This window comes from Pseudoxanthomonas sangjuensis (assembly GCF_010211755.1).
GTDB lineage: Bacteria > Pseudomonadota > Gammaproteobacteria > Xanthomonadales > Xanthomonadaceae > Pseudoxanthomonas_A > Pseudoxanthomonas_A sangjuensis.
The window spans coordinates 1-23508 of sequence record NZ_PDWR01000019.1; the positions used below are offsets into that span (position 1 = coordinate 1).

18 protein-coding genes and 1 pseudogene are annotated in these 23508 nt (G+C 68.4%); 10 read left to right on the top strand and 9 right to left on the bottom strand.

The window, feature by feature from the left end:
* Positions 1–544: 544 nt before the first annotated feature.
* The 3 genes from CSC71_RS10705 to CSC71_RS10715 are packed head-to-tail and all read left to right on the top strand — an operon-like array spanning position 545 to position 8296.
* Positions 545–1717 carry an efflux RND transporter periplasmic adaptor subunit gene (locus CSC71_RS10705; RefSeq protein ID WP_162374370.1) on the top strand — a complete coding sequence of 391 codons (1173 nt, stop codon included), beginning with the start codon at positions 545–547 and terminating at the stop codon, positions 1715–1717.
* On the top strand, positions 1714–5211 hold the full coding sequence (locus tag CSC71_RS10710) for an efflux RND transporter permease subunit (RefSeq protein WP_162374371.1): 3498 nt from the start codon (positions 1714–1716) through the stop codon (positions 5209–5211). Before CSC71_RS10705 ends, CSC71_RS10710 begins: the two co-directional genes overlap by 4 nt.
* A gap of 4 nt (positions 5212–5215) precedes the next feature.
* Positions 5216–8296, top strand: a complete 3081-nt coding sequence (locus CSC71_RS10715) for an efflux RND transporter permease subunit (RefSeq protein ID WP_162374372.1) — start codon at positions 5216–5218, stop codon at positions 8294–8296.
* 163 nt (positions 8297–8459) lie between these two features.
* On the opposite strand, the gene CSC71_RS10720 is transcribed toward CSC71_RS10715, so the two are convergent.
* From CSC71_RS10720 to ykgO, 9 genes and pseudogenes are all read right to left on the bottom strand, one after another.
* On the bottom strand, positions 8460–9695 hold the full coding sequence (locus CSC71_RS10720; RefSeq protein ID WP_162374423.1) for a TraB/GumN family protein: 1236 nt from the start codon (positions 9693–9695) through the stop codon (positions 8460–8462).
* Positions 9696–9811: 116 nt separating this feature from the next.
* Positions 9812–10690: an alpha/beta hydrolase gene (locus CSC71_RS10725; protein ID WP_162374373.1), complete on the bottom strand. Its 879-nt coding sequence runs from the start codon at positions 10688–10690 to the stop codon at positions 9812–9814.
* Between the two features lie 170 nt (positions 10691–10860).
* Positions 10861–11490 carry a TetR/AcrR family transcriptional regulator gene (locus CSC71_RS10730; RefSeq protein ID WP_162374374.1) on the bottom strand — a complete coding sequence of 210 codons (630 nt, stop codon included), beginning with the start codon at positions 11488–11490 and terminating at the stop codon, positions 10861–10863.
* Positions 11491–11538: 48 nt separating this feature from the next.
* The gene (locus tag CSC71_RS10735) at positions 11539–12069 is read right to left on the bottom strand and encodes a GNAT family N-acetyltransferase (RefSeq protein ID WP_162374424.1); all 531 of its coding nucleotides are present in this window, start codon (positions 12067–12069) and stop codon (positions 11539–11541) included.
* A gap of 10 nt (positions 12070–12079) precedes the next feature.
* A pseudogene (locus CSC71_RS10740) lies at positions 12080–12961 on the bottom strand (carbon-nitrogen hydrolase); the annotation flags it as partial.
* Positions 12962–12997: 36 nt separating this feature from the next.
* Positions 12998–14029: an agmatine deiminase family protein gene (locus CSC71_RS10745; RefSeq protein ID WP_162374375.1), complete on the bottom strand. Its 1032-nt coding sequence runs from the start codon at positions 14027–14029 to the stop codon at positions 12998–13000.
* Positions 14030–14084: 55 nt separating this feature from the next.
* Positions 14085–14441: an excalibur calcium-binding domain-containing protein gene (locus CSC71_RS15710; protein ID WP_162374376.1), complete on the bottom strand. Its 357-nt coding sequence runs from the start codon at positions 14439–14441 to the stop codon at positions 14085–14087.
* Positions 14442–14471: 30 nt separating this feature from the next.
* Positions 14472–14804, bottom strand: coding sequence for a hypothetical protein (locus tag CSC71_RS10755; RefSeq protein ID WP_162374377.1), 333 nt, complete (start codon positions 14802–14804; stop codon positions 14472–14474).
* A gap of 220 nt (positions 14805–15024) precedes the next feature.
* Positions 15025–15150 carry a type B 50S ribosomal protein L36 gene (ykgO, locus tag CSC71_RS10760; protein WP_010342887.1) on the bottom strand — a complete coding sequence of 42 codons (126 nt, stop codon included), beginning with the start codon at positions 15148–15150 and terminating at the stop codon, positions 15025–15027.
* Positions 15151–15329: 179 nt separating this feature from the next.
* Here ykgO and cmk point away from each other — a divergent pair, with 179 nt between their 5' ends.
* The 7 genes from cmk (at position 15330) to galU (ending at position 23413) form a co-directional block, all read left to right on the top strand.
* On the top strand, positions 15330–16007 hold the full coding sequence (cmk, locus tag CSC71_RS10765; RefSeq protein WP_162374378.1) for a (d)CMP kinase: 678 nt from the start codon (positions 15330–15332) through the stop codon (positions 16005–16007).
* A gap of 172 nt (positions 16008–16179) precedes the next feature.
* Complete coding sequence (gene rpsA / locus CSC71_RS10770) at positions 16180–17871, top strand: 30S ribosomal protein S1 (protein WP_162374379.1); 1692 nt, start codon at positions 16180–16182, stop codon at positions 17869–17871.
* Positions 17872–17946: 75 nt separating this feature from the next.
* On the top strand, positions 17947–18255 hold the full coding sequence (locus tag CSC71_RS10775) for an integration host factor subunit beta (protein ID WP_162374380.1): 309 nt from the start codon (positions 17947–17949) through the stop codon (positions 18253–18255).
* A 185-nt stretch (positions 18256–18440) separates the two neighbouring features.
* Positions 18441–19619: a lipopolysaccharide assembly protein LapB gene (gene lapB, locus CSC71_RS10780; protein WP_162374381.1), complete on the top strand. Its 1179-nt coding sequence runs from the start codon at positions 18441–18443 to the stop codon at positions 19617–19619.
* Positions 19619–20587 (top strand): MraY family glycosyltransferase, encoded by a 969-nt coding sequence (locus CSC71_RS10785; RefSeq protein ID WP_162374382.1) that lies wholly within the window; start codon positions 19619–19621, stop codon positions 20585–20587. The genes lapB and CSC71_RS10785 overlap by 1 nt, the downstream gene beginning before the upstream one ends.
* A gap of 22 nt (positions 20588–20609) precedes the next feature.
* Positions 20610–22517 (top strand): polysaccharide biosynthesis protein, encoded by a 1908-nt coding sequence (locus CSC71_RS10790; RefSeq protein WP_211367986.1) that lies wholly within the window; start codon positions 20610–20612, stop codon positions 22515–22517.
* A complete protein-coding gene (gene galU / locus CSC71_RS10795) occupies positions 22514–23413 on the top strand; it encodes a UTP--glucose-1-phosphate uridylyltransferase GalU (RefSeq protein ID WP_162374383.1) in 900 nt (299 codons plus the stop codon). The genes CSC71_RS10790 and galU overlap by 4 nt, the downstream gene beginning before the upstream one ends.
* Positions 23414–23508: the final 95 nt, after the last annotated feature.

The window sequence follows — 23508 nt, forward strand, 5'->3', positions numbered from 1 at the left end:
TCATATTTGTCTGGTAGAGTAATGAGGTACCCTCCTAGCGGCCGTCTCTCCACTTCTTCGGGAGAGTCAGAGGTGTGTAAGAGACCGGGGCGGATTGCTGGGGGGCGGTGAGGGCGGCCATCGGAAGCGTGGCGGCCAGGGCAAGACAAACGGCGAACGGCAGCGGTCGCATCATGTCGTGTTTCCGGATTTCCCGATTTGCGCGCGCCGCGTCCACCGCGGCACTTGGCTGCGGGCGAGTATAGCCTGCCGTTCACGAAGACCGCCACGGTAGCGGTAGGCTGTCGGCTTCGATCGCGATTCCGCACGGCGCCGGGCCATGCCGCGGTGCCCGGCAACGCGTGGTTGCCGGTGCACGCCTGCAACGCTTTCCGCGCTTTCCGCGTCCATTACCGGGATGGCAAACGGCTTGAAGGTCCACCCGGCCGGATAACGAAGAGGCGCAAGCAGACTTCCCATCGCAAGTCACCATTACCTTCGGCATGAGAATCACCGCGGTCGAGTGATATACCTTGATACAACACCTAAACAACGGTCCCCACCCATGCTTCCGTCCGCCCGCCTGCCCCGTCGGCTCCCCCTGCGAACACTAGTTTTCACCCTGATCGCCCTGACCGGGGCATTCGCCCTGAGCGCCTGCAAGGCGGGCAAGGGCGGCGAAGGCGCCGGCAAGCCCGGCGAGGCCGACAAGGGCCCGGATGCGGTGCCGGTGGAAGTGGCCAAGGCCGAGCGCCGCGCCATCGCCGCCAGCTACGCCAACACCGCCACCCTGGAGCCGCGGGCGGAATCGCAGGTCGTCGCCAAGACTTCCGGCGTGGCCCTGGCGGTACTCGTCGAGGAAGGCCAGCAGGTCAAGGCCGGGCAGCCGCTGGTGCGCCTGGATCCCGACCGCGCCCGCCTGGCCGTGGCCCAGGCCGAGGCGCAGATGCTCAAGCTGGAGAACAGCTATGCGCGCGCGCAGAAGCTGGTCGCGCAGCAGATGATCAGCGCCAACGACCTGGACGAGATCAAGTACAACTTGGCCAATGCCCGCGCCCAGTACAACTCGGCCAAGCTGGAACTGTCCTACACCACGGTCACCGCGCCGATTTCCGGCGTGATCGCCTCGCGCGACATCAAGCCGGGCAACTTCGTGCAGATCAACTCGCCGATCATCCGCATCGTCGACAGCAGCCGGCTCGAGGCCACGCTCAACGTGCCCGAGCGCGAGATCGCCAAGCTCGAGCCGGGGCAGAAGGTGACGTTGACCGCCGACGCGCTGCCGGGCCGGCTGTTCACCGGCACCGTGGACCGCGTGTCGCCGGTGATCGACACCGGCAAGGGCACCTTCCGCGTGGTCGCCGCGTTCGCCGGCGATGGCGAACTGCAGGCGGGCATGTTCAGCCGCCTGAGCATCAACTACGACCAGCGCGCCGACGCGCTGGTGGTGCCGCGCAACGCCTTGCTCGAGGACGGCGGCGACCCGGCGGTGTACGTGGTCCGCGACGACAAGGCGCAGCGCGCCAGCCTGAAGCTGGGTTACGACGACGCCGGCTGGATCGAGGTGCGCGAAGGGCTGAAGGAAGGCGACGCCGTGGTCGTCGCCGGCAAGGCCGCGTTGCGCGAAGGCAGCGCGGTGCAGGTGCTCGGCGCCGCCGGGGCCAAGCCCGCGGCCGCGAAGGCGACCGCAAAGGCCGGCGACGGCAAGTCGGCCGTTCCCGCACAGGCCGCGCAATGACGGCGCCGGCTTCCGGGGGACACGGGCACGGCGACCACGTGCCGCACGATCCGTTGGCCGCGCCCGGCGGCTTCAACCTGGTCGAATTCGCCACGCGCCGTCGCGTCACCATCGCGATGATGACGCTGACCCTGGTGCTGTTCGGCCTGATCTCGCTGTCGAGCCTGAAGGTCGAACTGCTGCCGGACCTGAGCTATCCCACGCTGACCGTGCGCACCGACTACGAAGGCGCCGCGCCTGCGGAAGTCGAAACCCTGATCTCGCGACCGGCCGAGGAGGCGCTGGGCATCGTCAAGGGCCTGCGCAAGCTCAAGTCGATCTCGCGCACCGGGCAGAGCGACGTGGTGCTCGAGTTCGCCTGGGGCACGGACATGGAGCAGGCCGGCCTGGACGTGCGCGACAAGATGGAGACGCTGCAGCTGCCGCTGGACGCGAAGCCGCCGGTGCTGCTGCGCTTCAATCCGTCCACGCAGCCGATCATGCGCCTGGCGCTGTCGTCGAAGCAGGAAGGCGGCGGCGAGGCCGACGCGATCCGCCGGCTGATGGAATTGCGCCGCTACGCCGACGAAGACCTCAAGCGCAAGCTCGAGCCGGTCAGCGGCGTGGCCGCGGTCAAGGTCGGCGGCGGCCTGGAGGACGAAATCCAGGTCGACATCGACCAGCGCCGGCTGGCCCAGCTGGGCCTGTCGCTGGACAACGTGATCCAGCGCCTGCAGCAGGAAAACGTCAACCTGTCCGGCGGCCGCCTGGAAGAAGGTTCGCAGCGCTACCTGGTGCGCACGGTCAACCAGTTCGCCACGGTCGAGCAGATGCGCGAGATGCTGCTGACCACGGCCGGCGGCTCGAGCGCGTCCTCGACCGGCGACAACGCGCAGCTGATGTCGGCGATCCTCGGCAGCCGCGACCCGAACGTGATCGCGGCGCTGCGCGGGAACGGGTCCGGCGGCGCCACGCCGGTGGTGCGGCTGAAGGACGTGGCCGACGTGCGCCAGGGCTACAAGGAACGCGAGGCGGTGATCCGCAGCGGCGGCCACGAGGCGGTGGAGCTGGCGATCTACAAGGAAGGCGACGCCAACACGGTGTCGACCGCGGATGCGCTGGAAGCGCGCCTGAAGCTGATCCGCGAACAGATGCCCAAGGACATCGAGATGTCCGTGGTCGAGGACCAGTCGGTGTTCATCCGCCACGCGATCAGCGACGTGAAGGTCGATGCGGTGATCGGCGGCCTGCTGTCGATCCTGATCATCTTCCTGTTCCTCAAGGACGGCTGGAGCACCTTCGTCATCTCGTTGTCGTTGCCGGTGTCGATCATCACCACGTTCTTCTTCATGGGCCAGCTCGGCCTGAGCCTGAACGTGATGTCGCTGGGCGGCCTGGCCCTGGCGACGGGCCTGGTCGTCGACGACTCCATCGTCGTGCTCGAATCGATCGCCAAGGCGCGCGAGCGCGGCCTCGGCATCCTCGACGCGGCCATCGCCGGCACCCGCGAAGTGTTCATGGCCGTAGTCGCCTCCACCCTGACCACGATCGCGGTGTTCCTGCCGCTGGTGTTCGTGCAGGGCATCGCCGGGCAGCTGTTCCGCGACCAGGCGCTGACCGTGGCGATCGCCATCGCGGTGTCGCTGGTGGTGTCGATGACGCTGATCCCGATGCTCAGCGCGCTGAAGGGCCGCCCGCCGCTGGAATTCCCGGAAGAGGCGCCGCGCGGGCGCTGGCAGCCGGAGCAGAAATGGAAGCGGCCGGCGGCTTTCGCGCGCCGCGGCTTCGTCGCGGTGTTCAAGGGCATCTTCTTCGGCGCGGCGTGGTCGGTGGTGCGCGTCTTCCGCGGCATCGCCGCCGTGGTCGGGCCGGTGATGCGCAAGGCCAGCGACCTGGCGATGGCGCCGTACCACCGCGCCGAAGCCGCCTACCTGCGGATCCTTCCCGCCGCGCTGGGCCGGCCGGGGCGGGTGCTGGGCGGCGCGGCGCTGGCGTTCGCGCTGACCCTGGTGGTGTTGCCGTTCCTCGGCGCCGACCTGATCCCGCAGCTGGCGCAGGACCGCTTCGAGATGACCGCCAAGCTGCCGCCGGGCACGCCGCTGGCGCAGACCGACGCGCTGATCCGCGACGTGCAGCAGAAGCATGCGAAGGAGGACGGCGTGCGCCTGCTGTACGGCGTGTCCGGCACCGGCACGCGGCTGGACGCCAGCCCGACCGAAAGCGGCGAGAACATCGGCAAGCTGACGGTGGTGATGGACGACACCTCGCGCGAGGCGGAGCTGACCGACAAGCTGCGCGAAACGCTGAAGGCGTATCCCGCCGCGCAGGTCGACTTCGCCCGTCCGGAGCTGTTCTCGCTGTCGCCGCCGCTGGAAATCGAGATCGAAGGCAACGACCTCGAGGCGATCCGCGTGGCCGGCAACAAGCTCGCCGGCATGCTGCGCAACAGTCCGCACTACGCCGACGTCAAGTCGACCGTGGAGCAGGGCTTCCCGGAAATCCAGGTGGTGTTCGACCAGGACCGCGCCGCCGCGATGGGCCTGACCACGCGCCAGATCGCCGATGCGGTGGTCAACAAGGTGCGCGGCAACGTCGCCACCCGCTACAGCTTCCGCGACCGCAAGATCGACGTGCTGGTGCGCGTGCAGGAGTCCGAGCGCTCCTCGGTCGACGACATCCGTCGCCTGATCGTGAACCCCACGGGCAGCGCGCCGGTGGAGCTGGCCTCGGTCGCCGACGTGGTTTCGACCACCGGCCCCAGCGAAATCCACCGCGCCGACCAGCGCCGCGTCGCGATCGTCTCGGCCAACCTGCGCGACATCGACCTGGGCGCGGCGGTCATCGAGGTGGAGAAGATGGTGGCCGAGAACCCGCTCGGCGCGGAGGTCGGCATGCGCATCGGCGGCCAGGGCGAGGAACTGGGCGAGTCGATCAAGTCGCTGCTGTTCGCGTTCGGCCTGGCGGTGTTCCTGGTCTACCTGGTGATGGCCTCGCAGTTCGAGTCGCTGCTGCACCCGTTCGTGATCCTGTTCACCATCCCGCTGGCGCTGGTCGGCGCGGTCGGCGCGCTGGCGATGACCGGATCGCCGGTGTCGGTGGTCGTCTTCATCGGCCTGATCTTGCTGGTTGGCCTGGTGGTGAAGAACGCGATCATCCTGATCGACAAGGTCAACCAGTTGCGCGAGGAAGGCGTGGCCAAGCGCGAGGCGCTGGTGGAGGGCGCGCGCTCGCGACTGCGCCCGATCATGATGACCACGCTGTGCGCGGTGTTCGGCTTCCTGCCGCTGGCGCTGGCCTTCGGCGAAGGCGCGGAAGTGCGCAGTCCCATGGCCATCACCGTGATCGGCGGCCTGCTGGTGTCGACCATGCTGACCCTGGTGGTGATCCCGATCGTCTACGACCTGCTGGACCGCAAGCCGGACGAGTACTACGCCGAGCGCGGCCGCCGCGCGCGCAACGCCGCCGCGCAGGTCGCCGAGGTCCTCGCCCACGACCATGATCCCTTGAAGGGGTGAGCGGATGAACATCACCGAACTGTCGATCCGCCGCCCGGTCACCACGATCATGCTGTTCGTGTCGATGGTGGCGATCGGCCTGATCGCCTCGTTCCGCCTGCCGCTGGAAGCCGAACCGGAAGCCACCATCCCGTTCTTCTTCGTCTCGCTGCCGTACGCCGGCTCCACGCCGGAAGAGGTCGAGCGCAACATCCTGCGCCCGGTGGAGGAAGCGCTGTCGACGATGTCCGGGATCAAGACGATGAACTCGCGCGCCAACGCCGAGGGCGCCTCGGTGCAGGTCGAGTTCTCCGACTGGGGCAAGGACATCGCCATCGCGGCCTCGGACGCGCGCGAGCGCATCGACGCGATCCGCGACCAGTTGCCCGACGATTTCCGCCGCTATTACGTGCAGCGCTGGAGCACCAGCGACCAGGAGGCGATCAGCCTGCGCCTGACCAGCGAAACCGACCTGACCGCGCGCGCGGACCTGATCGAGCGCACCATCAAGCAGCGCCTGGAGCGCCTGCCCGGCGTGGCCCGCGTCGAAGTGGAGGGCGTGGCCAAACAGGAAGTGCTGGTGGCGCTGGACAAGGACCGGCTCAGCGCGCACGGCGTGGCCCTGAACGACCTGGTGCAGAAGCTGCAGGCGGCGAACTTCTCGGTCTCCGCCGGACAGATCACCGAGGCCGGGCAGCGCCTGCGCGTCCAGCCCAAGGGCGAACTGCTGGAGTTGCAGCAGCTGCGCGACCTGCCCATCGGCAACGCCGGCACGCGGCTTTCCGACATCGCCGAGGTCTCGCTGCAACCGCAGCGGATGAACTACGTGCGCAAGATGGACGGCAAGCCCAGCGTGGGCGTGGACATCTACAAGGAACGCGCCGCCAACCTGGTGGACCTGTCGCGCAACATCCGCGAGGAGTTGAAGCAGCTCGAGGCCGATCCCGCCCTGCAGGGTATCGCCATCGAAACCGCCTGGGACCAGGGCGCGGCGGTGACCGCGTCGCTGCTGGCGCTGGCCGAGGCCGGCGGCATCGGCCTGGTGCTGTCGGTCATCGTGCTGTACGCCTTCCTGCGCCATTGGCCGTCCACGCTGATGGTGACCACGGCCATCCCGATCTGCTTCGTCATGACCCTCGGCTTCATGTACTTCGCCGGGATCACCCTCAACATCCTGTCGATGATGGGCCTGCTGCTGGCGGTCGGCATGCTGGTGGACAACGCGGTGGTCGTGGTCGAAAGCATCTACCAGGAGCGCGAGCGCTATCCGGACAAGCCGTGGCTGGCCTCGATCGTCGGCACCCGCCACGTCGCCATCGCCCTGTCCGCCGGCACCCTGTGCCACTGCGTGGTGTTCCTGCCGATGCTGTTCGGCGAGAAGAACATCATCAGCATCTACCTGGCCCAGCTGGCAGTGACCATCTCGGTATCGCTGCTGGCTTCGTGGCTGGTCGCGATCAGCCTGATCCCGATGCTGTCGGCGCGCATGCGGACGCCGCCGGCGCTGAAGTCGCCGTGGATCGCCGGCCTGCAGCAACGCTACGCGCGCGTACTGCGCTGGACCCTGGACCACCGCGGCTGGAGCGTGGCGGGCATCGCCCTGATCACCGCGCTCAGCGTCGTGCCGATGAAGATGACCAAGGGCGGCGGCGACGATAGCGACCCCACGGAAATCAACATCTTCTACCAGTGGCGCGGCGCGTACTCGAAGGAGGACATGGGCAAGGAAGTGGCCAAGGTCGAGGACTTCGTCAACGCCCACCGCCAGGAATTCAGGATCAAGCAGGTCTACAGCCGTTACAGCGAGCAGGGTTGGGCCTCGACCCGCCTGTACCTGGACGGGGTCAAGGACCCCGAACAGAGCAAGCAGATCCAGGAACAGGTGCGCAAGGGCCTGCCGAAATCGGCGCGCGCCAACATCGGCATCGGCTGGCCCGGCGACATGGGCAACCAGGGGCAGGGCATCAAGTTCAGCCTGATCGGCGATTCCAGCCAGACGCTGAAGGAACTGTCCGACGACATCGTGCCGATGCTGTCGCGCAATCCGAAGCTGCGCGACGTGCGCGTGGACACCGGCGACGCCAACACCGAGCTGACGGTGCAGGTGGACCGCGAACGCGCCGCCGCCTACGGCTTCAGCGCCCAGCAAGTGGCGCAGTTCATCGGCATGGCCCTGCGCGGATCGAGCCTGCGCGATTTCCACCGCGGCGACGTGGAAATCCCGGTCAACGTGCGTTTCGCCGGTTCCGAGGACTACGCCATCGAGGACCTGTCCACCTTCATGGTGCGCACCCCGAGCGGCCAGGAAGTGCCGTTGCTGGCGATGGTCAACGTCGGCGTGACGCCGTCGGCCACGTCGATCCAGCGCCTGAACCGGCAGACCATGCTGCGGGTGGAAGCGGGGCTGGCCAAGGACGTGCCGATGGACGAGGCGCGCAAGGAGATCGAGACGATGCTCAAGGGCGTGCAGTTCCCGCCCGGCTACGGCTACACCTTCAACACCGGCGGCTTCAACATCAACTTCGACGGCATGTCGCAGATGATGAGGAGCATCGGCATCGCCCTGGTGCTGATGGTGGTGATCATGGCCGCGGTGTTCGAGTCGCTGCTGTTCCCGCTGGCGATCATGTCCTGCGTGGTGTTCTCCATCTTCGGCGTGTACTGGCTGTTCTGGATCACCGGCACCGAGATGAACATCATGGCGGTGATCGGCATCCTGGTGCTGATGGGTGTGGTGGTGAACAACGGCATCGTGATGATCGAGCACATCAACAACCTGCGCCGGCGCGGCCTGCCGCGCACCGAGGCGCTGATCGAAGGCAGCCGCGAGCGGTTGCGCCCGATCATGATGACCATGGGCACCGCGATCCTGGCGATGATCCCGATCGCGCTGAACACCGAGACCGCGCGCGGCATGCCGCCGTACTTCCCGATGGCGCGCGCCATCGCCGGCGGGCTGGCGTTCTCGACCGTGGTCAGTCTGCTGTTCCTGCCGACCATCTACGCGATCCTGGACGACATCCGCAACGGCTCGAAGCGGCTGGCGGCGAAGGCGCGCGGCAACAGGGCCGCGGCGGGAGCGGCAATGGCCGAAGAGGGTGCATGACGGCACGCGGCGACGAGGGGCGCCGCGGGCCTTTCCGATGCTCCATTGCGGGTGCGGCTGGAACTTTCCGCGATCCGGCCTGCGGCGGCATCGAGATCGTCTTGGGTGCGACTATTGCCCTGGGGGGCGTGGCGCTGGCCGGACGCGGGCCAGGAATCCGCGTTCAGACCAGCTTGCCCAGCATGCGCAGCCCGCCGGTCCACACGCCGATGGCGGTGCCGAGGCTGGTCAGGAAGAAGTTCAGCAGCACCCGCGCCACGCGGTTCCTCCACCAGCCCCTGACCGTGTTGACGTCGTCGCGCAGGGCCAGGAAATCGGCGTAGGTCGGCTTGCGCAGCGTCGCTTCGACGAAGGCGCTGACCGTGCCAGAAGCCAGCGCCGGGTGCAGCGGAGTCAGCGGCGAGGCGACGAAGGCGGAAAGGATGCTCAGCGGATGTCCGCCGGCGATGGCGCAACCGATCGCGCCGAGGATGCCGGTGGCCAGCACCCATTGCACGATCAGGTCGGCGCCGACGTCGACGCCGCCCTTCCAGAAGCCCCAGGCGAAGCCGCCGAGCAGGAACGCGGCGATGGCCAGTTCCATCCACGGCACGCGCGACTTCGGCTTCACCGCCTCCAGTTCGCGCTTGACCGCATCGGGCGCAGCGCGGTCTTCGGCGAGATGCTTCGCCATGCCGGCGAGGTGGCCGGCGCCGACCACGGCCAGCACTTCGCGGGCGCCCGAGGCCGCGTCCGCGGACTCGCGCAGGCGCGCGGCCATGTAGCGGTCGCGCTCGGCGATGACGGCTTCGTACAGCGCCGGGTTGCCGCCGGCGAATTCGCCGAAGCTGGCTTCCAGCAGGTCGCCCTGCTTGAGTTTTTCGATCTCGTCGTTGGCGACTTCCTCGTCGACGAACAGCGCCGCGAGGATGCCGCCGCCGAGCTTGGCGCGGTCCCACCAGCCGAGTTTCTGCCGCGCGCGCTTGAAGGTCAGGCCGACCTCGCGGTCGATCAGGTGCAGGGCCAGGCCGCGTTCGCGCGCGTCGTGCGCGGCGGCCTTCAGTTCCGCGCCGGGTTCGACGCCGAGCTGCTCGGCGAGGCGGCGCTGGTAGGCGGCAAGGGCGAGGTTGGCGGCGAACATCGCGGTCTTGCCGTCGCGGATCACCTGGACCAGGTCGAGCTTCGCCATCGAATCCGGGTCGGTCAGCGCCTGCAGGCGGCCGGCGTCGAGTTCCACCGCGACGGTGTCGAAGGCGCCGCTGGCGACCGCTCCGCGCACCGCGTCGACGCTGGCCTTCGACACGTGCGCGGTGCCGAGCAGGGTGTAGCGCACGCCATCGCGCTCGACGATGCGGTGCGGCTGGCCGGCGAGGCCGGGCTGAAGGTGCGTGTCCGGGGTTTCGGTGGCGTGCAAGCGGATTTTCCTGCGGAGGAACGGCGACGGCGCCTTGCGGCGCCGTCGGATCGGTACAGCGGAAGACAGGACGACAGGGTAGTGGGTCGGCGCAGGCAAGGAAAGCCGCAGCCTCCGCGGGTTCAGCCGGGGCCGTGGCGCGGGCCCAGGCCGCTGGTTTCGTAGGCGAGGTCGAGCTCGTGGCGCGCGCTACCCGGCGACGAGGCCTCCGGTCCGGGCCAGGCCTGCCGTGCCGGCGCGAAGAACCCGGCCACTTGCGCGACCACGTCCGGATCCTGCAGCAGGCGGCGATGGCCCAGGCCGTGCGTGGTCAGCAACCGTGCCCGCGGCCAGCTGTCCACCAGCGCCCGACCGTGCGCGAACGGCACTTCCCGGTCTTCGGCATCGTGGACCACCAGCAGCGCGCGGTGCTTGAGTCGTTCCGGCAGGTTCGGGATGTCGAAATGCGACCACGGGCGCCCGAAGCGGCGTTCGACGCCGGCGCTGAAGCGGGCGGTGACGTCCTCGCTGGCGCCGATCGCGGTGGCGAAATCGTCGATCGTTTCGGAGGGCACGGCGAAGGGCGATACGAAGGCCAGTTGCGTCGGCGCTTCCCAGCCTTCGCGCATCGCCAGCGCGGCGGCGGCACAGCCACCGGAGTGCGCGACGAGACCGGCCAGCGGCCCGGCCGCCGCCGCGACCGTGCGCAGGGCTTCGGCGATTTCGAAGAAGGTCACCCGGCGCCCGCCCAGACGGCTGCGATCGGAGGCGCCGTGCGCCGGCGCGTCGAAGGCGACGACGCGGAATCCGGCTTCGCGCAGTGGCGCGACGAAGGCGTGCATCTGCCCGGCATGGCCGCCCCAGCCATGCAGCAGCAACACCGCCGGGCCTGCCTCGCCCCACGACCAGGCGACCACGCGGCGGCCGTGGACGTCGAGCGCGAAACGTTCGCCCCGGTCCAGGCAGGTCTGTGCAGCGGGGCGGGGACGCGTGCGCGGCGCGGAAAACCAGGCACGGTCCATCGCCCTGGCCGCAAGCGGCGTGCTGATTCTCCCCAGCGAGCGCATGCCCGCGCGCAGCAGGGACAGGCGCCAGTCCGGTTTCAGCCAGGCGCCGGTTTGCGGCCGGGCTTGAATACGAACGGTCGTGCTATTTTCTGAGCATGAAACATCCATCGCGAACTCCTCGGTGGTTACCGGGTGGGGGGAGGGGCGGGAGCGTGGGCCTGGATCAGCCGTGCGTAGGCGCGCAGGCCGCGTTCCTGGGCGCTGGCGATGCCGCCCATGCCGGCATCGTGGTGGACGGCCAGGGCGATGCCGTAGATTTCGAACGCCAGCTGCGCGGGGTCGGCATCGGCGGCGAGTTCGCCGGTTTCGATGGCTTGCGCCGCCGCGCGCGCCAGTTCCTCGCGCCAGGTCCGCAGGTGCTGCAGCAGGCGGTCGCGCACGGGGCCGGGGCGGTCGTCGAATTCGCTGGCGGCGGCGGCGAACAGGCAGCCGCCTTCCCCCTGCTCGTCGTGGCGCACCCAGTCGAACCAATGCGCGACGATCGAGCGCAGGCGCTCCAGCCCGCGCGGTTGCTTCAGCGCCGGCGCCAGCACGCGCTGCACGAACTGTTCGGCGGTGTGGTCCAGCACTGCGATCTGCAGTTCCTCGCGCGAACCGAAGTGGGCGAACACGCCGCTCTTCGACATGCCGACCTGTTCGGCCAGGCTGCCGATGGTCAGGCCTTCCAGCCCGTGCAGGCGGGCCAGCGCGCAGGCGTGCGCGAGGATCGCCTCACGCGTCGCGGCTCCCTTGCTGGCAATACCGGTCCGGGCCATGTCCGAATAAAAGCACGACCGTTCGTATTCTGCAAGCGTCTGGGTGAGTCAGCCGACGGACGGTTCGGCAGTGTCGCCCTTGCCCAGCGCGCGCTGCATGAACACCGTGTCCAGCCAGCGGTCGTGCTTCCACGCGATGCCCGGGAAGGTGCCGACGTGGCGGAAGCCGAAGCGCTCGTGCAGCCGGATCGACGCGGTGTTGCCCGCCTCGCCGATCACCGCGACCATCTGCCGGAAGCCGCGGGCTTCGCATTCCGCGATCAGCTTCCGCAGCAACGCCGCGCCGATGCCCTTGCCCTGCCGGCCGGCGGCGACGTAAACCGAGTTCTCCACCACCCAGCGGTAGGCCGCGCGCGAACGGAAGCTGCTGGCGTAGGCGTAGCCGACGACCTGGCCGCCGAGTTCGGCGACGATGTATGGATAGCCGCCGGCGAGCACGTTGCGCATCCGCCCCCGCATTTCCGCTTCGTCCGGGGCGTCGTATTCGTAGGTGTTGACGAAGTCGCGCACCTCGGCCGCATAGATCGCGGCGATCGCCGGAACGTCGGCTTCGCTGGCGTTGCGGACGATGGGGCTCACGGCGGGGGCAGTCGAGGTAGCGCTTCAGCAGGCCATCGTAGGCGTCGATGCGGCGGTCGCGCAGGAACGGCCAGATCCGGCGCACGTGTTCGCTGCGGCCGAGGTCGACCTCGGCGCTCAGGATCGTCGCGTCGCCGCCGGCTTCGGCCAGCAGTTCGCCCTGCGGGCCGAGCACGTGGCTGTTGCCCCAGAAGTCGATGCCGGCCGCATCGAGCGGCGACTCTTCGTGGCCGACGCGGTTGCACGACAGCACCGGCAGGCCGTTGGCGACGGCGTGGCCGCGGTGGCTGAGCACCCACGCGTCGCGCTGGCGGTTCTTCTCGGCGGGCTCGTCGGACGGGTCCCAGCCGATCGCGGTCGGGTAGAGCAGCAGTTCGGCGCCGGCCAGCGCCATCAGCCGCGCCGCTTCCGGGTACCACTGGTCCCAGCACACCAGCACGCCGAGGCGGCCGACCGACGTGTCGATCGGCTGGAAGCCGAGGTCGCCGGGGGTGAAGTAGAACTTTTCGTAGAAGCCCGGATCGTCCGGGATGTGCATCTTGCGGTACTTGCCGGCGATGCCGCCGTCCTTTTCGAACACGACCGCGGTGTTGTGGTACAGCCCGGCGGCGCGGCGCTCGAACAGCGAGCTGACCAGCACCACGCCGTGCTGCCTGGCCAGCTTGCCGAGGCGCTCGGTCGACGGGCCGGGAATCGGTTCGGCCAGGTCGAATTCGTCGACCGATTCGTGCTGGCAGAAATAGGCGCCGTTGTGCAGTTCCTGCAGCAGCACCAGCTTCGCCCCGCGCTTCGCGGCCTCGGCCACGCGGGTTTCGATCACGGCCAGGTTGGCATCCGCGTCGCCGTGGTTGCTTTCCTGGATCAGGGCGACGGGCAGGGTCTTGGTGTTCATGCGCGCATTCTATCCATGGGCCGGGTTCCGGCCCGCCTATATGAGGCCTTCGGGAAGCTGCATGGTGATGCAGTGGAGCGAGCCGTTCTGCCAGATCAGCGGCCGGCACGGCACCTGCACGACTTCGCGGCCCGGGTAGGCGGCGGCGATCACTTCCGCCGCCTTCGCGTCGGCCGCGTCGCCGTAGGCGGGCACCAGCACCGCGCCGTCGATGATCAGGTAATTGGCGTAGGAAGCGGCAAGGCGCCGGCCTTCGTCGATGATCGGCTTCGCCCACGGCAGCGGGAACAGCCGGTAAGGCCGGCCATCGCGGGTGCGCAGCGCGGCGATCTCGTCGGCCATCGCCTTCAGTTCGGCGTAGTGGGAATCGGATGCGTCGTCGCAGGCCTGGAACACGATGGCGTCGCCCGGGGCGAAGCGGGCGAGGGTGTCGATGTGGGCATCGGTGTCGTCGCCCTCCAGGTAGCCGTGGTCCAGCCACAGCACGCGGTCCTGGTTCAGCCAGCCGGCCAGCTTGGCGGTCAGTTCCTCGCGCGTGGCGTCCGGGTGGCGTTCGTGCAGGCAGCGCCAGGTGGTCAGCAGGGTACCGTCGCCGTCGGTCTCTATGGCGCCACCTTCCAAAGCAAAATCAATGCTTTGCACGAAATAGTTATGGAAGATGTCCATTCCGGCCAGCTCGCCGACCAGCAGGTCGTCGCGGCTGGCCTCGAACTTGCCGCCCCAGCCGGTGAAGCGGAAGTCGAGCAGCTTGAAGCGGGAGTCGTGGCGCAGGGTGATCGGGCCGGAGTCGCGCAGCCAGGTGTCGTCGTATTCGACGTTGGATACGAAGCGCACGCTGTCCATGTGCACGCGCGCCGAGCGCAGGCGCGCTTCGGCGTAGGTCTGCAGGTCGTCGTCGGCCACGCAGATCACCACCGGCTGGAAACGGGTGATCGCGGCGACCAGGGCGACGTAGGTTTCCTCGACCTCGCCCAGCCGCGGCGCCCAGTCGGTGTGTTCGTTCGGCCACGCGATCAGGACGGCGGACTGGTTTTCCCACTCCGCGGGGAAACGGAAGGCGGTGGTCATGGGCTGCGGCGACTGCGTGGAGAAGGGGGCGCAGAGTTTAAGGCAAGCCGGGTCGTCAACGCCCGCGATAGGGTTCGCAGCCGATGCCGTCGTTGTCGCGATCGAGATGCGGCCCGTAGCCCGGGTCGCCGCGGCGTACGGGCGCGGCGCCGGCTGCCCGCGCTTCGGCGCAGTTGGCGAAGGCGCGGGAGTTCGGCCTGGGCCGTGGCGGCGGGTCTGGAGAGGGAGCCAGGCGATTGCCGGAAGCGGGTGATGGACGTATCGGCGATGCGCCGCTTCGATGGCAATGGTATTCGCCGGTCTTCCGGTTCCAGTGGCAGCCATCCTTGTTCAGGCCGCCCCCGTGCGGCAGCGCGCTGCCCGCCATCCCGAACCCGAGCGTTATCGCAAGGAGCTTGCTTGCAAGTCGCATGTTCGCGGTTCCCCCAACCGCGCAAAGCCATTACCTGATCGGCGGCTTCGGTCCGATCTCGTCCGGGCTGGCCTTGTTGGCGACCACGTCGATCACGCGGTTCTTCTCGAAATAGACGGTGAAGTCCGCGTACACCCAGCGGTTGATCACCGGCCACTGCTTCTTCTGGCCGCCTTCCGGGTTCAGTTTCTGCAGCGGCTCGCCGAAGCGGGCCACCACCTGCTGGGCGGTCTGGCCACGCACCGGTGCGGCGGCGGCGAGCTTGTTCGCGCGGTCGATCAGCAGCGTGTCGGCGGAAATGGCGTTGGTGGCGACGCAGCCGATCAGGGCGGCAAAGGGCAGGGCAAAGATGCGACGGTTCATGGCAAGGCTCCCCGGTAGACCGGGCTTTTATAGCAAAACCCGCGGAGGAAAAAAGCGAACCAGTCCTGCGTAGGCGCGTGCCCGGGCGCGACCGCCATGCGCGGCGCGGCGCGGGCGGTTCCCCGGCCGCGCATGCCCGCGCGGCCGTGTTCCCACGAAAACCCGGCAACAAAAAACCGCCCGGAGGGCGGTTTTTCGAGGAGGCAAGCGGAAGCCGCGATCAGCGCTGGCGCGCCTTGAAACGCGGGTTCGACTTGCAGATCACGAAGACCTTGCCGCGGCGGCGCACGACCTTGCAGTCGCGGTGGCGGGCCTTCGCCGACTTCAGGGAGGACAGGACCTTCATGATGGAACCTCGGCAGAAACGGTTGGGTGGATGGGATGACGAAAATGCGAAGCCCGCTATTCTAGCCGGTCTTTCTTCGTCGAATCAAGCATTTGCAGGGCCGGGCCGAGCGGATGCGGCCCGGACGCTGCCGTCTGGGCAATAATCTGCCGGTTTCCCCAACCCGAAGCGGCCTTCAGATGACCGAAACCGTCCCCGTCCTGACCATCGACGGCCCCTCCGGTGCCGGCAAGGGTACCGTCAGCCGCCTCGCCGCGACCCGGCTCGGCTGGCACTACCTCGACTCGGGCGCGCTGTACCGGGCGGTCGGGGTGGCGGCCAGCTGGGCCGACATCGACCTGTCCGACGCTTCGGCCCTGGTCCGCTGCACCTTCGACACCGTCATCGATTTCGCCGAAACCGCGTCCGGGGACCTCCGGGTCCTCGTCAACGGGGTCGATGCCACCGATGAATTGCGGCTGGAAACCACCGGCGCCGTGGCCTCGGCCATCGCCGCCATTCCCGAGGTCCGGGCGGCGCTGAAGGAGCGCCAGCGGGCCTTCCGCCGCCCGCCGGGCCTGGTCGCGGACGGCCGCGACATGGGCACGGTGATCTTCCCGGATGCGCCGTACAAGGTGTTTTTGACCGCCAGCGCCGAAGAAAGGGCGGAAAGACGGTATAAGCAGTTGAAAGAAAAAGGAGTTTCAGTCACAATCGACGGTCTGCTGCGGGAGATCCTCGCCCGCGACGCCCGCGACGCCCAGCGTCCGGTGGCGCCCCTGAAGCCGGCCGAAGACGCCGTCCTCGTCGACACCACCGGCCTCGGCATCGAGGAAGTCGTCGCGCGCGTGCTCGCGGTCGTGAAGCCGCAAGGCTGACCGGCCGGCCTCGCGACGGCAGGCCAGGCCCGGCGGGAACGACTCCCTCCGGTTTTCCAACTCCGACATCCAGGCCGACAGGCAATCCCGCCGAAGGCCGCAAACGGGTGGATCGTGGCGCCCCGCCAGAAAGCGGGACCGCGGTCTGTTTCATCAACCGAGTAAACAACCAATGACTGAATCTTTTGCCGAACTGTTTGAACAGAGCCAGACCCAACTGGCCAAGCTGAAGCCGGGCGCCATCGTCACCGGCACCGTCGTCGACGTGCGCAACGACGTTGTCGTGATCAACGCCGGCCTGAAGTCCGAAGGCATCGTGCCGATCGAACAGTTCCGGAACGAAGCCGGCGAGATCGACGTGGGCATCGGCGACACCGTCAAGGTGGCGCTGGACTCCATCGAGAACGGCTTCGGCGAAACCGTCCTCTCGCGCGAGAAGGCCAAGCGCGCGATGGTGTGGGACGAGCTGGAGGAAGCCCTCGAGAAGAACGAGACCATCACCGGCCGCATCAGTGGCAAGGTCAAGGGCGGCTTCACCGTCGACATCAAGGACGTCCGCGCGTTCCTGCCCGGCTCGCTGGTCGACGTGCGCCCGGTGCGCGATCCCGGCTACCTGGAAGGCAAGGAACTCGAGTTCAAGCTCATCAAGCTGGACCGCAAGCGCAACAACGTCGTGGTCTCGCGCCGCGCCGTCGTCGAGAGCGAGCACAGCGAGGAGCGCGAGCAGCTGATCGAGAAGCTGCAGGAAGGCGCCGTGCTGAAGGGCGTGGTCAAGAACCTGACCGACTACGGCGCGTTCGTCGACCTCGGCGGCATCGACGGCCTGCTGCACATCACCGACATGGCGTGGAAGCGCGTGCGCCATCCGTCCGAAGTGGTCGAAGTCGGCCAGGAACTGGACGTGCGCGTGCTGAAGTACGACCGCGAGCGCAACCGCGTCTCGCTGGGCCTGAAGCAGCTGGGCGAGGATCCGTGGGACAACATCTCGCGCCGCTACCCGGCCAACAGCCGCGTGTTCGGCAAGGTCTCCAACGTCACCGACTACGGCGCGTTCGTCGAGATCGAGCCGGGCGTCGAAGGCCTGGTCCACGTGTCCGAGATGGACTGGACCAACAAGAACGTCAACCCGTCGAAGGTCGTGCAGGTCGGCGACGAGGTCGAAGTGATGGTGCTGGACGTCGACGAAGAGCGCCGCCGCATCTCGCTGGGCATGAAGCAGGTCATGGCCAATCCGTGGGAAACCTTCGCCGCCACCCACAAGAAGGGCGACAAGGTCTCCGGCCAGATCAAGTCGATCACCGACTTCGGCATCTTCATCGGCCTGGAAGGCGGCATCGACGGCCTGATCCACCTGTCCGACATCAGCTGGAACTCCACCGGCGAGGACCTGGCCCGCAACTTCAAGAAGGGCGACACCCTCGATGCGGTGGTGCTGGCGGTCGATCCGGAGCGCGAGCGCATCAGCCTGGGCGTGAAGCAGATGGAGCAGGATCCGTTCGGCCAGTACATGGCCGCGCATCCGAAGGGCTCGAAGGTCGAAGGCACGGTCAAGGAAGTCGACGCCAAGGGCGCCGTTATCGAACTGGCCGAAGGCATCGAGGGCTACGTTTCCGCGCGCGACATCAGCCACGAGCGCATCGACGACGCCAGCCAGCACCTGAAGGTCGGCGACAAGATCGAAGCCAAGTTCGTGGGCATGGACCGCAAGGGCCGCAGCCTGCAACTGTCGATCAAGGCCAAGGACGAAGCCGAGACCGCCGAGGCGCTGGCCGAGTACAACAAGTCCAACGCCGAAGCGGCTGCCGGCACCACCAGCCTGGGCGCGCTGTTGCGCGCGCAGCTGGAGGGCGGCAAGTCCGAGTAATCGGCTAAGCGAACGCCGCGCCGGCCCGATCCGTCGGGCCGGCGATGGTTGGCTATCGTCCCGACGACGCGACCGATGACCAAATCCGAACTCATCGAAATCCTGACCCGCCGCCAGCCGCACCTCAAGCCGGACGATGTCGATCTGGCGGTGAAGTCGCTGCTGGAGATGATGGGCGGCGCACTGGCGCAGGGCGAACGCATCGAGATCCGGGGGTTCGGCAGCTTCTCGCTGCACTACCGTCCGCCGCGCCTGGGGCGCAATCCCAAGACCGGCGATTCGGTGGCGCTGCCGGCCAAGCACGTGCCGCATTTCAAGCCGGGCAAGGAATTGCGCGAGCGCGTCAGCGACGTGGTTCCGATCGAAGACGCCGGCGGCGAGTGATCCGCTTCCGCAGCAGGTTCCGACCCCTCCCTCGCGGAGGGGTTTTTGTTTGCGCGTGATGCTGCATGCGCGCGGTCTCGGCTAAGCTAGGCGCTTCCCGGGCGCAGGGACTTCCCGCGGTGCGTGCATGCCGGCGCATCGACGCGACGGGTTCCGACGCCGGCAACCGACAGGTCGCATCCTCCATGGAATTCCTCAACGAGTGGTTCTGGTTCTTCCTGTTCCTGCCGCTGGCGGCGCTCAGCGGCTGGGTGATCGGCCGCAGGGGCGGACAGCGCCACGGCGACACCCAGGTCAGCAAGCTGTCCAGCACCTACTTCCGCGGCCTGAACTACCTGCTCAACGAGCAGCCGGACAAGGCGATCGAACTGTTCCTGCACATCGCCGAGCTGGACAAGGAAACCTTCGAGACCCAGGTCGCGCTGGGCCACCTGTTCCGCCGCCGCGGCGAGGTCGACCGCGCGATCCGCCTGCACCAGGGCCTGGTCCAGCGCAACGACCTCAGCGACCAGCAGAAGGTGCAGGCGCTGCTGGCGCTCGGCGAGGATTACATGCGCTCCGGCCTGCTGGACCGTGCGGAAACCGTGTTCACCGATCTGGCGCGCATCGACCAGCGCGCGCCGCAGGCGTTGAAGCACCTGATCGACATCTACCAGGCGGAGCGCGACTGGGAAAAGGCGATCGACAACGCGACCCGCTACGAGGAAGTCACCGGCGAGCCGATGGGCAAGCTGGTGGCGCAGTTCCATTGCGAACTGGCCGAGCGCTGCCGCACGGCGAACGATTTCGCCGCCGCGCGCGGCCAGATCGCTAGGGCCTACCAGGCCGATCCGGGCAGCGTGCGCGCCGGTATCCTCGAAGGCCGCATCGAATCCGATGCGGGCAATGCCGAGGATTCGATCCGCGCCTTCGAGCGCGCCGCGCGCAACGATCCGGAATACCTGCCGGAGATCCTGCCGGGACTGATGGAGGGTTACCGCAAGGTCGGCGACCTGTCCGGCGCGCGCAATTTCCTCTCGGCGATGACCGAGCACTATCGCGGCATCGCGCCGGTGCTGGCGCTGACCCGGCTGGTCGAACAGCAGGATGGTCTGGCCGCGGCGCGCGCCTACCTGGCCCGGCAGTTGAAGGACCGGCCGTCGGTGCGCGGCGAGGCGGCGCTGATCGACCTGACCCTGGCCGAAGGCGCCGACCCGGCGGCCACGCTCGGCGACCTCAAGCACATCACCGACCAGCTGCTGGTGCGCAATCCCAGCTATCGCTGCACCCGCTGCGGCTTCGGCGCGCGCACCCACCATTGGCAGTGCCCCAGTTGCAAGGAGTGGGGCACGGTCAAGCCACTGCACAACTACGCGGTGGTCTGATGCCGGATTGGCCAGCCTGGATACTGCTGCACGCGGCGGCGGCGGCGGCGGTTACCGTCTGGGCCCTGCGCTATGCGTTGCGCAGGCGGTTGCTCGACCAGCCCGGCGAACGCCCCAGCCCCGACCAGGCCCCTCCGCGTGGGGGAGGCGTCGCCCTCGTCGTCGTGCTGCTGCTGGGCTGTGCCTGGCTGATCGCCGCCTTCCCGCCGGCGCGCGGCCAGCTGTCGGCTTTCGCCGCGGGCCTGTTGCTGGTGGCGGGCATCGGCTGGCTGGACGACCATCGCCCGCTGGCGCCGTGGCCGCGGCTGGTGGTGCAGGCCGTCGCCGGGCTGTTGCTGGCCTGGGCCGCATGGTCGGCGGGCGGACAGATCTGGCTGGCCGTGGCGGCCTTCGTGCTGGCCATGGGACTGGTCAACGTCTGGAACTTCATGGACGGGATCAATGGCTTGGCGACCAGCCAGGCGATGATCGCCGCCGCCGGCCTGGCGCTGGTACTGCCGCAGCCCTGGAACTGGCTGGCGGCCGGCCTCGCGGCGGCGGCGGCGGGCTTCCTCCCGTTCAATTTCCCGCGGGCGCGCATTTTCCTGGGCGATGTCGGCAGCGGCGGCCTGGGTTATGCGCTGGCGGCGCTGCTGACGGCCGGGTTGGTCGTCGCGCCGGACGCGTACGGCTGGCTGGCCTTGCCGGTTTGCGCCTTCGTCGTAGACGCGGGCTTCACATTGGCGTGGCGCATGCTCAAGGGCGAGCGCTGGTGGACGCCTCACGTGGAGCATGTCTACCAGCGCTGGGCCAGGCGCCATGGCCATGTCACAATCTGCACGGCCTATGCGGTGTTCAGCGTGGGCGCAGTAGGGTTGATGCTTCATGGCCTGCGCCCGGGAGGGGCGGCGGGGGCATGGATTCCCGGGTTCTGGTATCTGGGCGCGGCATTGGTCTGGATATGGGGCCACGGGAAGGAACATGGATGACGGCGGAAGGAACTGTTCAGTGATGACATCGTGGCGCACCTACATGGCTGCGTGGTTGCCCAGGTTCGCGATCGTGGCCCACGACCTGTGCATGGTCTGGATCTGCTGGCAGGCGTTGCACCAATGGCGCTACGCGGCGATCCTGCCGCCGCCGGGCTATCCGCTGTGGTCGACCGAGACGGCGATCGTGCTGGTCGCGCAGGGCCTGGTGTTCTGGCGGGTCGGCCTGTACCGCGGCGTGTGGCGCTTCGCCAGCGTCCCCGACCTGTGGAACATCTTCAAGGCCTGCCTGCTCGGCCTGCTCGCGATCGTGCTCGGGCTGGCGCTGTACAACCACCTCGAGATGCAGTCGCGGCTGGTGCTGGTGCTGTATCCGTTCGCGCTGGCCGGCCTGCTGGGGCTGCCGCGCCTGTTCTACCGGGCCTGGAAGGACAGCCAGTACGCCAGCTTCAACAACAACACCGCGATGCCGGTGCTGATCCTGGGCGCCGGTCGCGCCGGTGAAACCCTGTTGCGCGACCTGCGCCGCAGCGGCGCCTACCGGCCGGTCGGGTTGCTCGACGATGCCGTCGGCATGATCGGCACCAAGCTGCATGGCGTGCCCGTGCTCGGCAAGCTGGAAGAAGCCGCGGTCATCGCCAAGGAGACCGCCGCGCGCCTGCTGGTCATCGCGATGCCTTCGCTGGACGCGCCCGCGATGCAGCGCGTCGTGGCGATCTGCGAAAGCACCGGCTTGCCGTTCCGCACCGTGCCGCGCCTGGTCGACGTGCTGGAAGGGCGTTCGCTGCCCGGCGAACTGAAGGAAGTCGCCATCGAGGACCTGCTGGGCCGCAAGCCGGTGACGCCGGACTGGAAGCTGATCCGCGGCTGGCTGGGCGGACGCACCGTGCTGGTGACCGGCGCCGGCGGTTCGATCGGCTCCGAGCTGTGCCGGCAGTGCGCGCGCCACGGCGCGCAGCGCATCGCCCTGATGGAAGTCGACGAACTGGCGCTGATCACGATCCACGCCGAACTGCACCGCGCCTTCCCCGACCTCGAGGTATTGCCGCTGCTCGGCAACTGCGGCGACCCGGCCGCGGTCGCGCACGTGCTGCGCGTCGCCGAGCCCGATGCGGTGTTCCATGCCGCCGCCTACAAGCAGGTGCCGTTGCTGGAGCAGCAGCTGCGCGAGGCCGTGCGCAACAACGTGCTGGCCACCGAAGTGCTGGCCCGCGCCTGCCGCGCTGCCGGCGTCCCCAGCTTCGTGTTCATCTCCACCGACAAGGCGGTGGACCCGGTCAACGTGCTCGGCGCGACCAAGCGACTGGCGGAGATGATCTGCCAGAACCTCGACGACCGGCAGTCCACGCGGTTCGTCACCGTGCGTTTCGGCAACGTGCTCGACTCGGCGGGCAGCGTGGTGCCGCTGTTCCGCGAGCAGATCCGCCAGGGCGGGCCGGTCACCGTCACCGATCCCGAAGTGACGCGCTATTTCATGACCATCCCCGAAGCCAGCCAGCTGATCGTGCAGGCCGCGGCCAGCGCGGCGCATTCGTCGATCTACACGCTGGACATGGGCGAGCCGGTGCCGATCCGGCTGCTCGCCGAGCAGATGATCCGGCTGGCCGGCAAGCAGCCGGGCAAGGACATCGCCATCAGCTATACCGGCCTGCGCCCGGGCGAGAAGCTGCACGAAACGCTGTTCCACGCCGACGAACTGTATCGCCCGACCTCGCATTCGAAGATCCTCGAGGCGCGCGCCCGCGAAGTGCATCCGGAAATCCTGGCCAAGGCGTTGCTGTTGCTGAAGGCCGCGGTCGACAACTACGACAACGAAGAGATTTCCCGCGTGCTGCGCGCCGCCATTCCCGAGTTCAACCCGCTGGTCGCCGCCGACGCCGGCGCTACAATCGTGCAGTTCCCCGCACGCGAGGCCAGAAGCACTCGATGACCCGTCGCATCCGCAAGGCCGTGTTCCCCGTCGCGGGACTGGGCACCCGTTTCCTTCCCGCCACCAAGACCGTCCCCAAGGAAATGCTGCCGATCATCGACCGGCCGCTGATCCAGTACGCGGTCGACGAAGCGATCGAGGCCGGCTGCGATACGCTGGTCTTCGTGACCAACCGCTACAAGCACGCGGTGGCCGACTACTTCGACAAGGCCTACGAGCTGGAGCAGAAGCTGGAGAAGTCCGGCAAGCGGGAGCAGCTCGACCTGATCCGCAACGTGCTGCCGCCCGGCGTGCGCGCCGTGTTCGTCACCCAGGCCGAGGCGCTCGGCCTCGGTCACGCGGTGCTGTGCGCCAAGCCGATCGTCGGCGACGAGCCGTTCGCGGTGCTGCTGCCGGACGACCTGATCTGGAACCGCGGGCCGGGCGCGCTGAAGCAGATGGCCGACCTGGCCGAGGCACGCGGCTCCAGCGTCATCGCCGTGCAGGACGTGCCGCGCGAGCAGACCGGCAGCTACGGCATCGTCGCCACGGAGTCGTTCGCCGACCGCTCCGGGCGCATCCGCGGGATCGTCGAGAAACCCAGCCCCGAGACCGCGCCCAGCACGCTGGCGGTGGTCGGCCGCTACGTGCTCGATCCGCGCATCTTCGACCTGCTCGAAAGCACCCGGCCCGGCGCCGGCGGCGAGATCCAGCTGACCGACGCCATCGCGCAATTGCTGGACGAACAGGCCGTGGATGCCTATCGCTTCCAGGGCACGCGTTTCGACTGCGGTACCCACATCGGGCTGATCGAAGCGACGATCCGTTACGCGCTGGACCACGAAAAGCTCAGCGACGCGGCCAGCCAGTTGATGCAGAACGCACTGAGCGAACTGGGCGTCATCGAATCCCAGTAGTCGAATCCCGGCGAAACGGCGGCAACGTGTCCGGGCGATGTTTCGGTGTCCGTTCAGCTCCCGCTTCCCAAACTCCCGCCATGCCGAAGATCCGG

Excerpts from the sequence above, each read along its gene's own strand:
- CSC71_RS10745 (WP_162374375.1), bottom strand. The coding sequence starts at position 14,029 with ATGACCACCGCCTTCCGTTTCCCCGCGGAGTGGGAAAACCAGTCCGCC.
- CSC71_RS10790 (WP_211367986.1), top strand. The coding sequence starts at position 20,610 with ATGACATCGTGGCGCACCTACATGGCTGCGTGGTTGCCCAGGTTCGCG.
- CSC71_RS15710 (WP_162374376.1), bottom strand. The coding sequence starts at position 14,441 with ATGCGACTTGCAAGCAAGCTCCTTGCGATAACGCTCGGGTTCGGGATG.
- ykgO (WP_010342887.1), bottom strand. The coding sequence starts at position 15,150 with ATGAAGGTCCTGTCCTCCCTGAAGTCGGCGAAGGCCCGCCACCGCGAC.
- CSC71_RS10785 (WP_162374382.1), top strand. The coding sequence starts at position 19,619 with ATGCCGGATTGGCCAGCCTGGATACTGCTGCACGCGGCGGCGGCGGCG.
- CSC71_RS10710 (WP_162374371.1), top strand. The coding sequence starts at position 1,714 with ATGACGGCGCCGGCTTCCGGGGGACACGGGCACGGCGACCACGTGCCG.
- cmk (WP_162374378.1), top strand. The coding sequence starts at position 15,330 with ATGACCGAAACCGTCCCCGTCCTGACCATCGACGGCCCCTCCGGTGCC.
- CSC71_RS10725 (WP_162374373.1), bottom strand. The coding sequence starts at position 10,690 with ATGGACCGTGCCTGGTTTTCCGCGCCGCGCACGCGTCCCCGCCCCGCT.
- lapB (WP_162374381.1), top strand. The coding sequence starts at position 18,441 with ATGGAATTCCTCAACGAGTGGTTCTGGTTCTTCCTGTTCCTGCCGCTG.
- CSC71_RS10755 (WP_162374377.1), bottom strand. The coding sequence starts at position 14,804 with ATGAACCGTCGCATCTTTGCCCTGCCCTTTGCCGCCCTGATCGGCTGC.
- CSC71_RS10715 (WP_162374372.1), top strand. The coding sequence starts at position 5,216 with ATGAACATCACCGAACTGTCGATCCGCCGCCCGGTCACCACGATCATG.
- rpsA (WP_162374379.1), top strand. The coding sequence starts at position 16,180 with ATGACTGAATCTTTTGCCGAACTGTTTGAACAGAGCCAGACCCAACTG.
- CSC71_RS10775 (WP_162374380.1), top strand. The coding sequence starts at position 17,947 with ATGACCAAATCCGAACTCATCGAAATCCTGACCCGCCGCCAGCCGCAC.
- CSC71_RS10730 (WP_162374374.1), bottom strand. The coding sequence starts at position 11,490 with ATGGCCCGGACCGGTATTGCCAGCAAGGGAGCCGCGACGCGTGAGGCG.
- CSC71_RS10705 (WP_162374370.1), top strand. The coding sequence starts at position 545 with ATGCTTCCGTCCGCCCGCCTGCCCCGTCGGCTCCCCCTGCGAACACTA.
- galU (WP_162374383.1), top strand. The coding sequence starts at position 22,514 with ATGACCCGTCGCATCCGCAAGGCCGTGTTCCCCGTCGCGGGACTGGGC.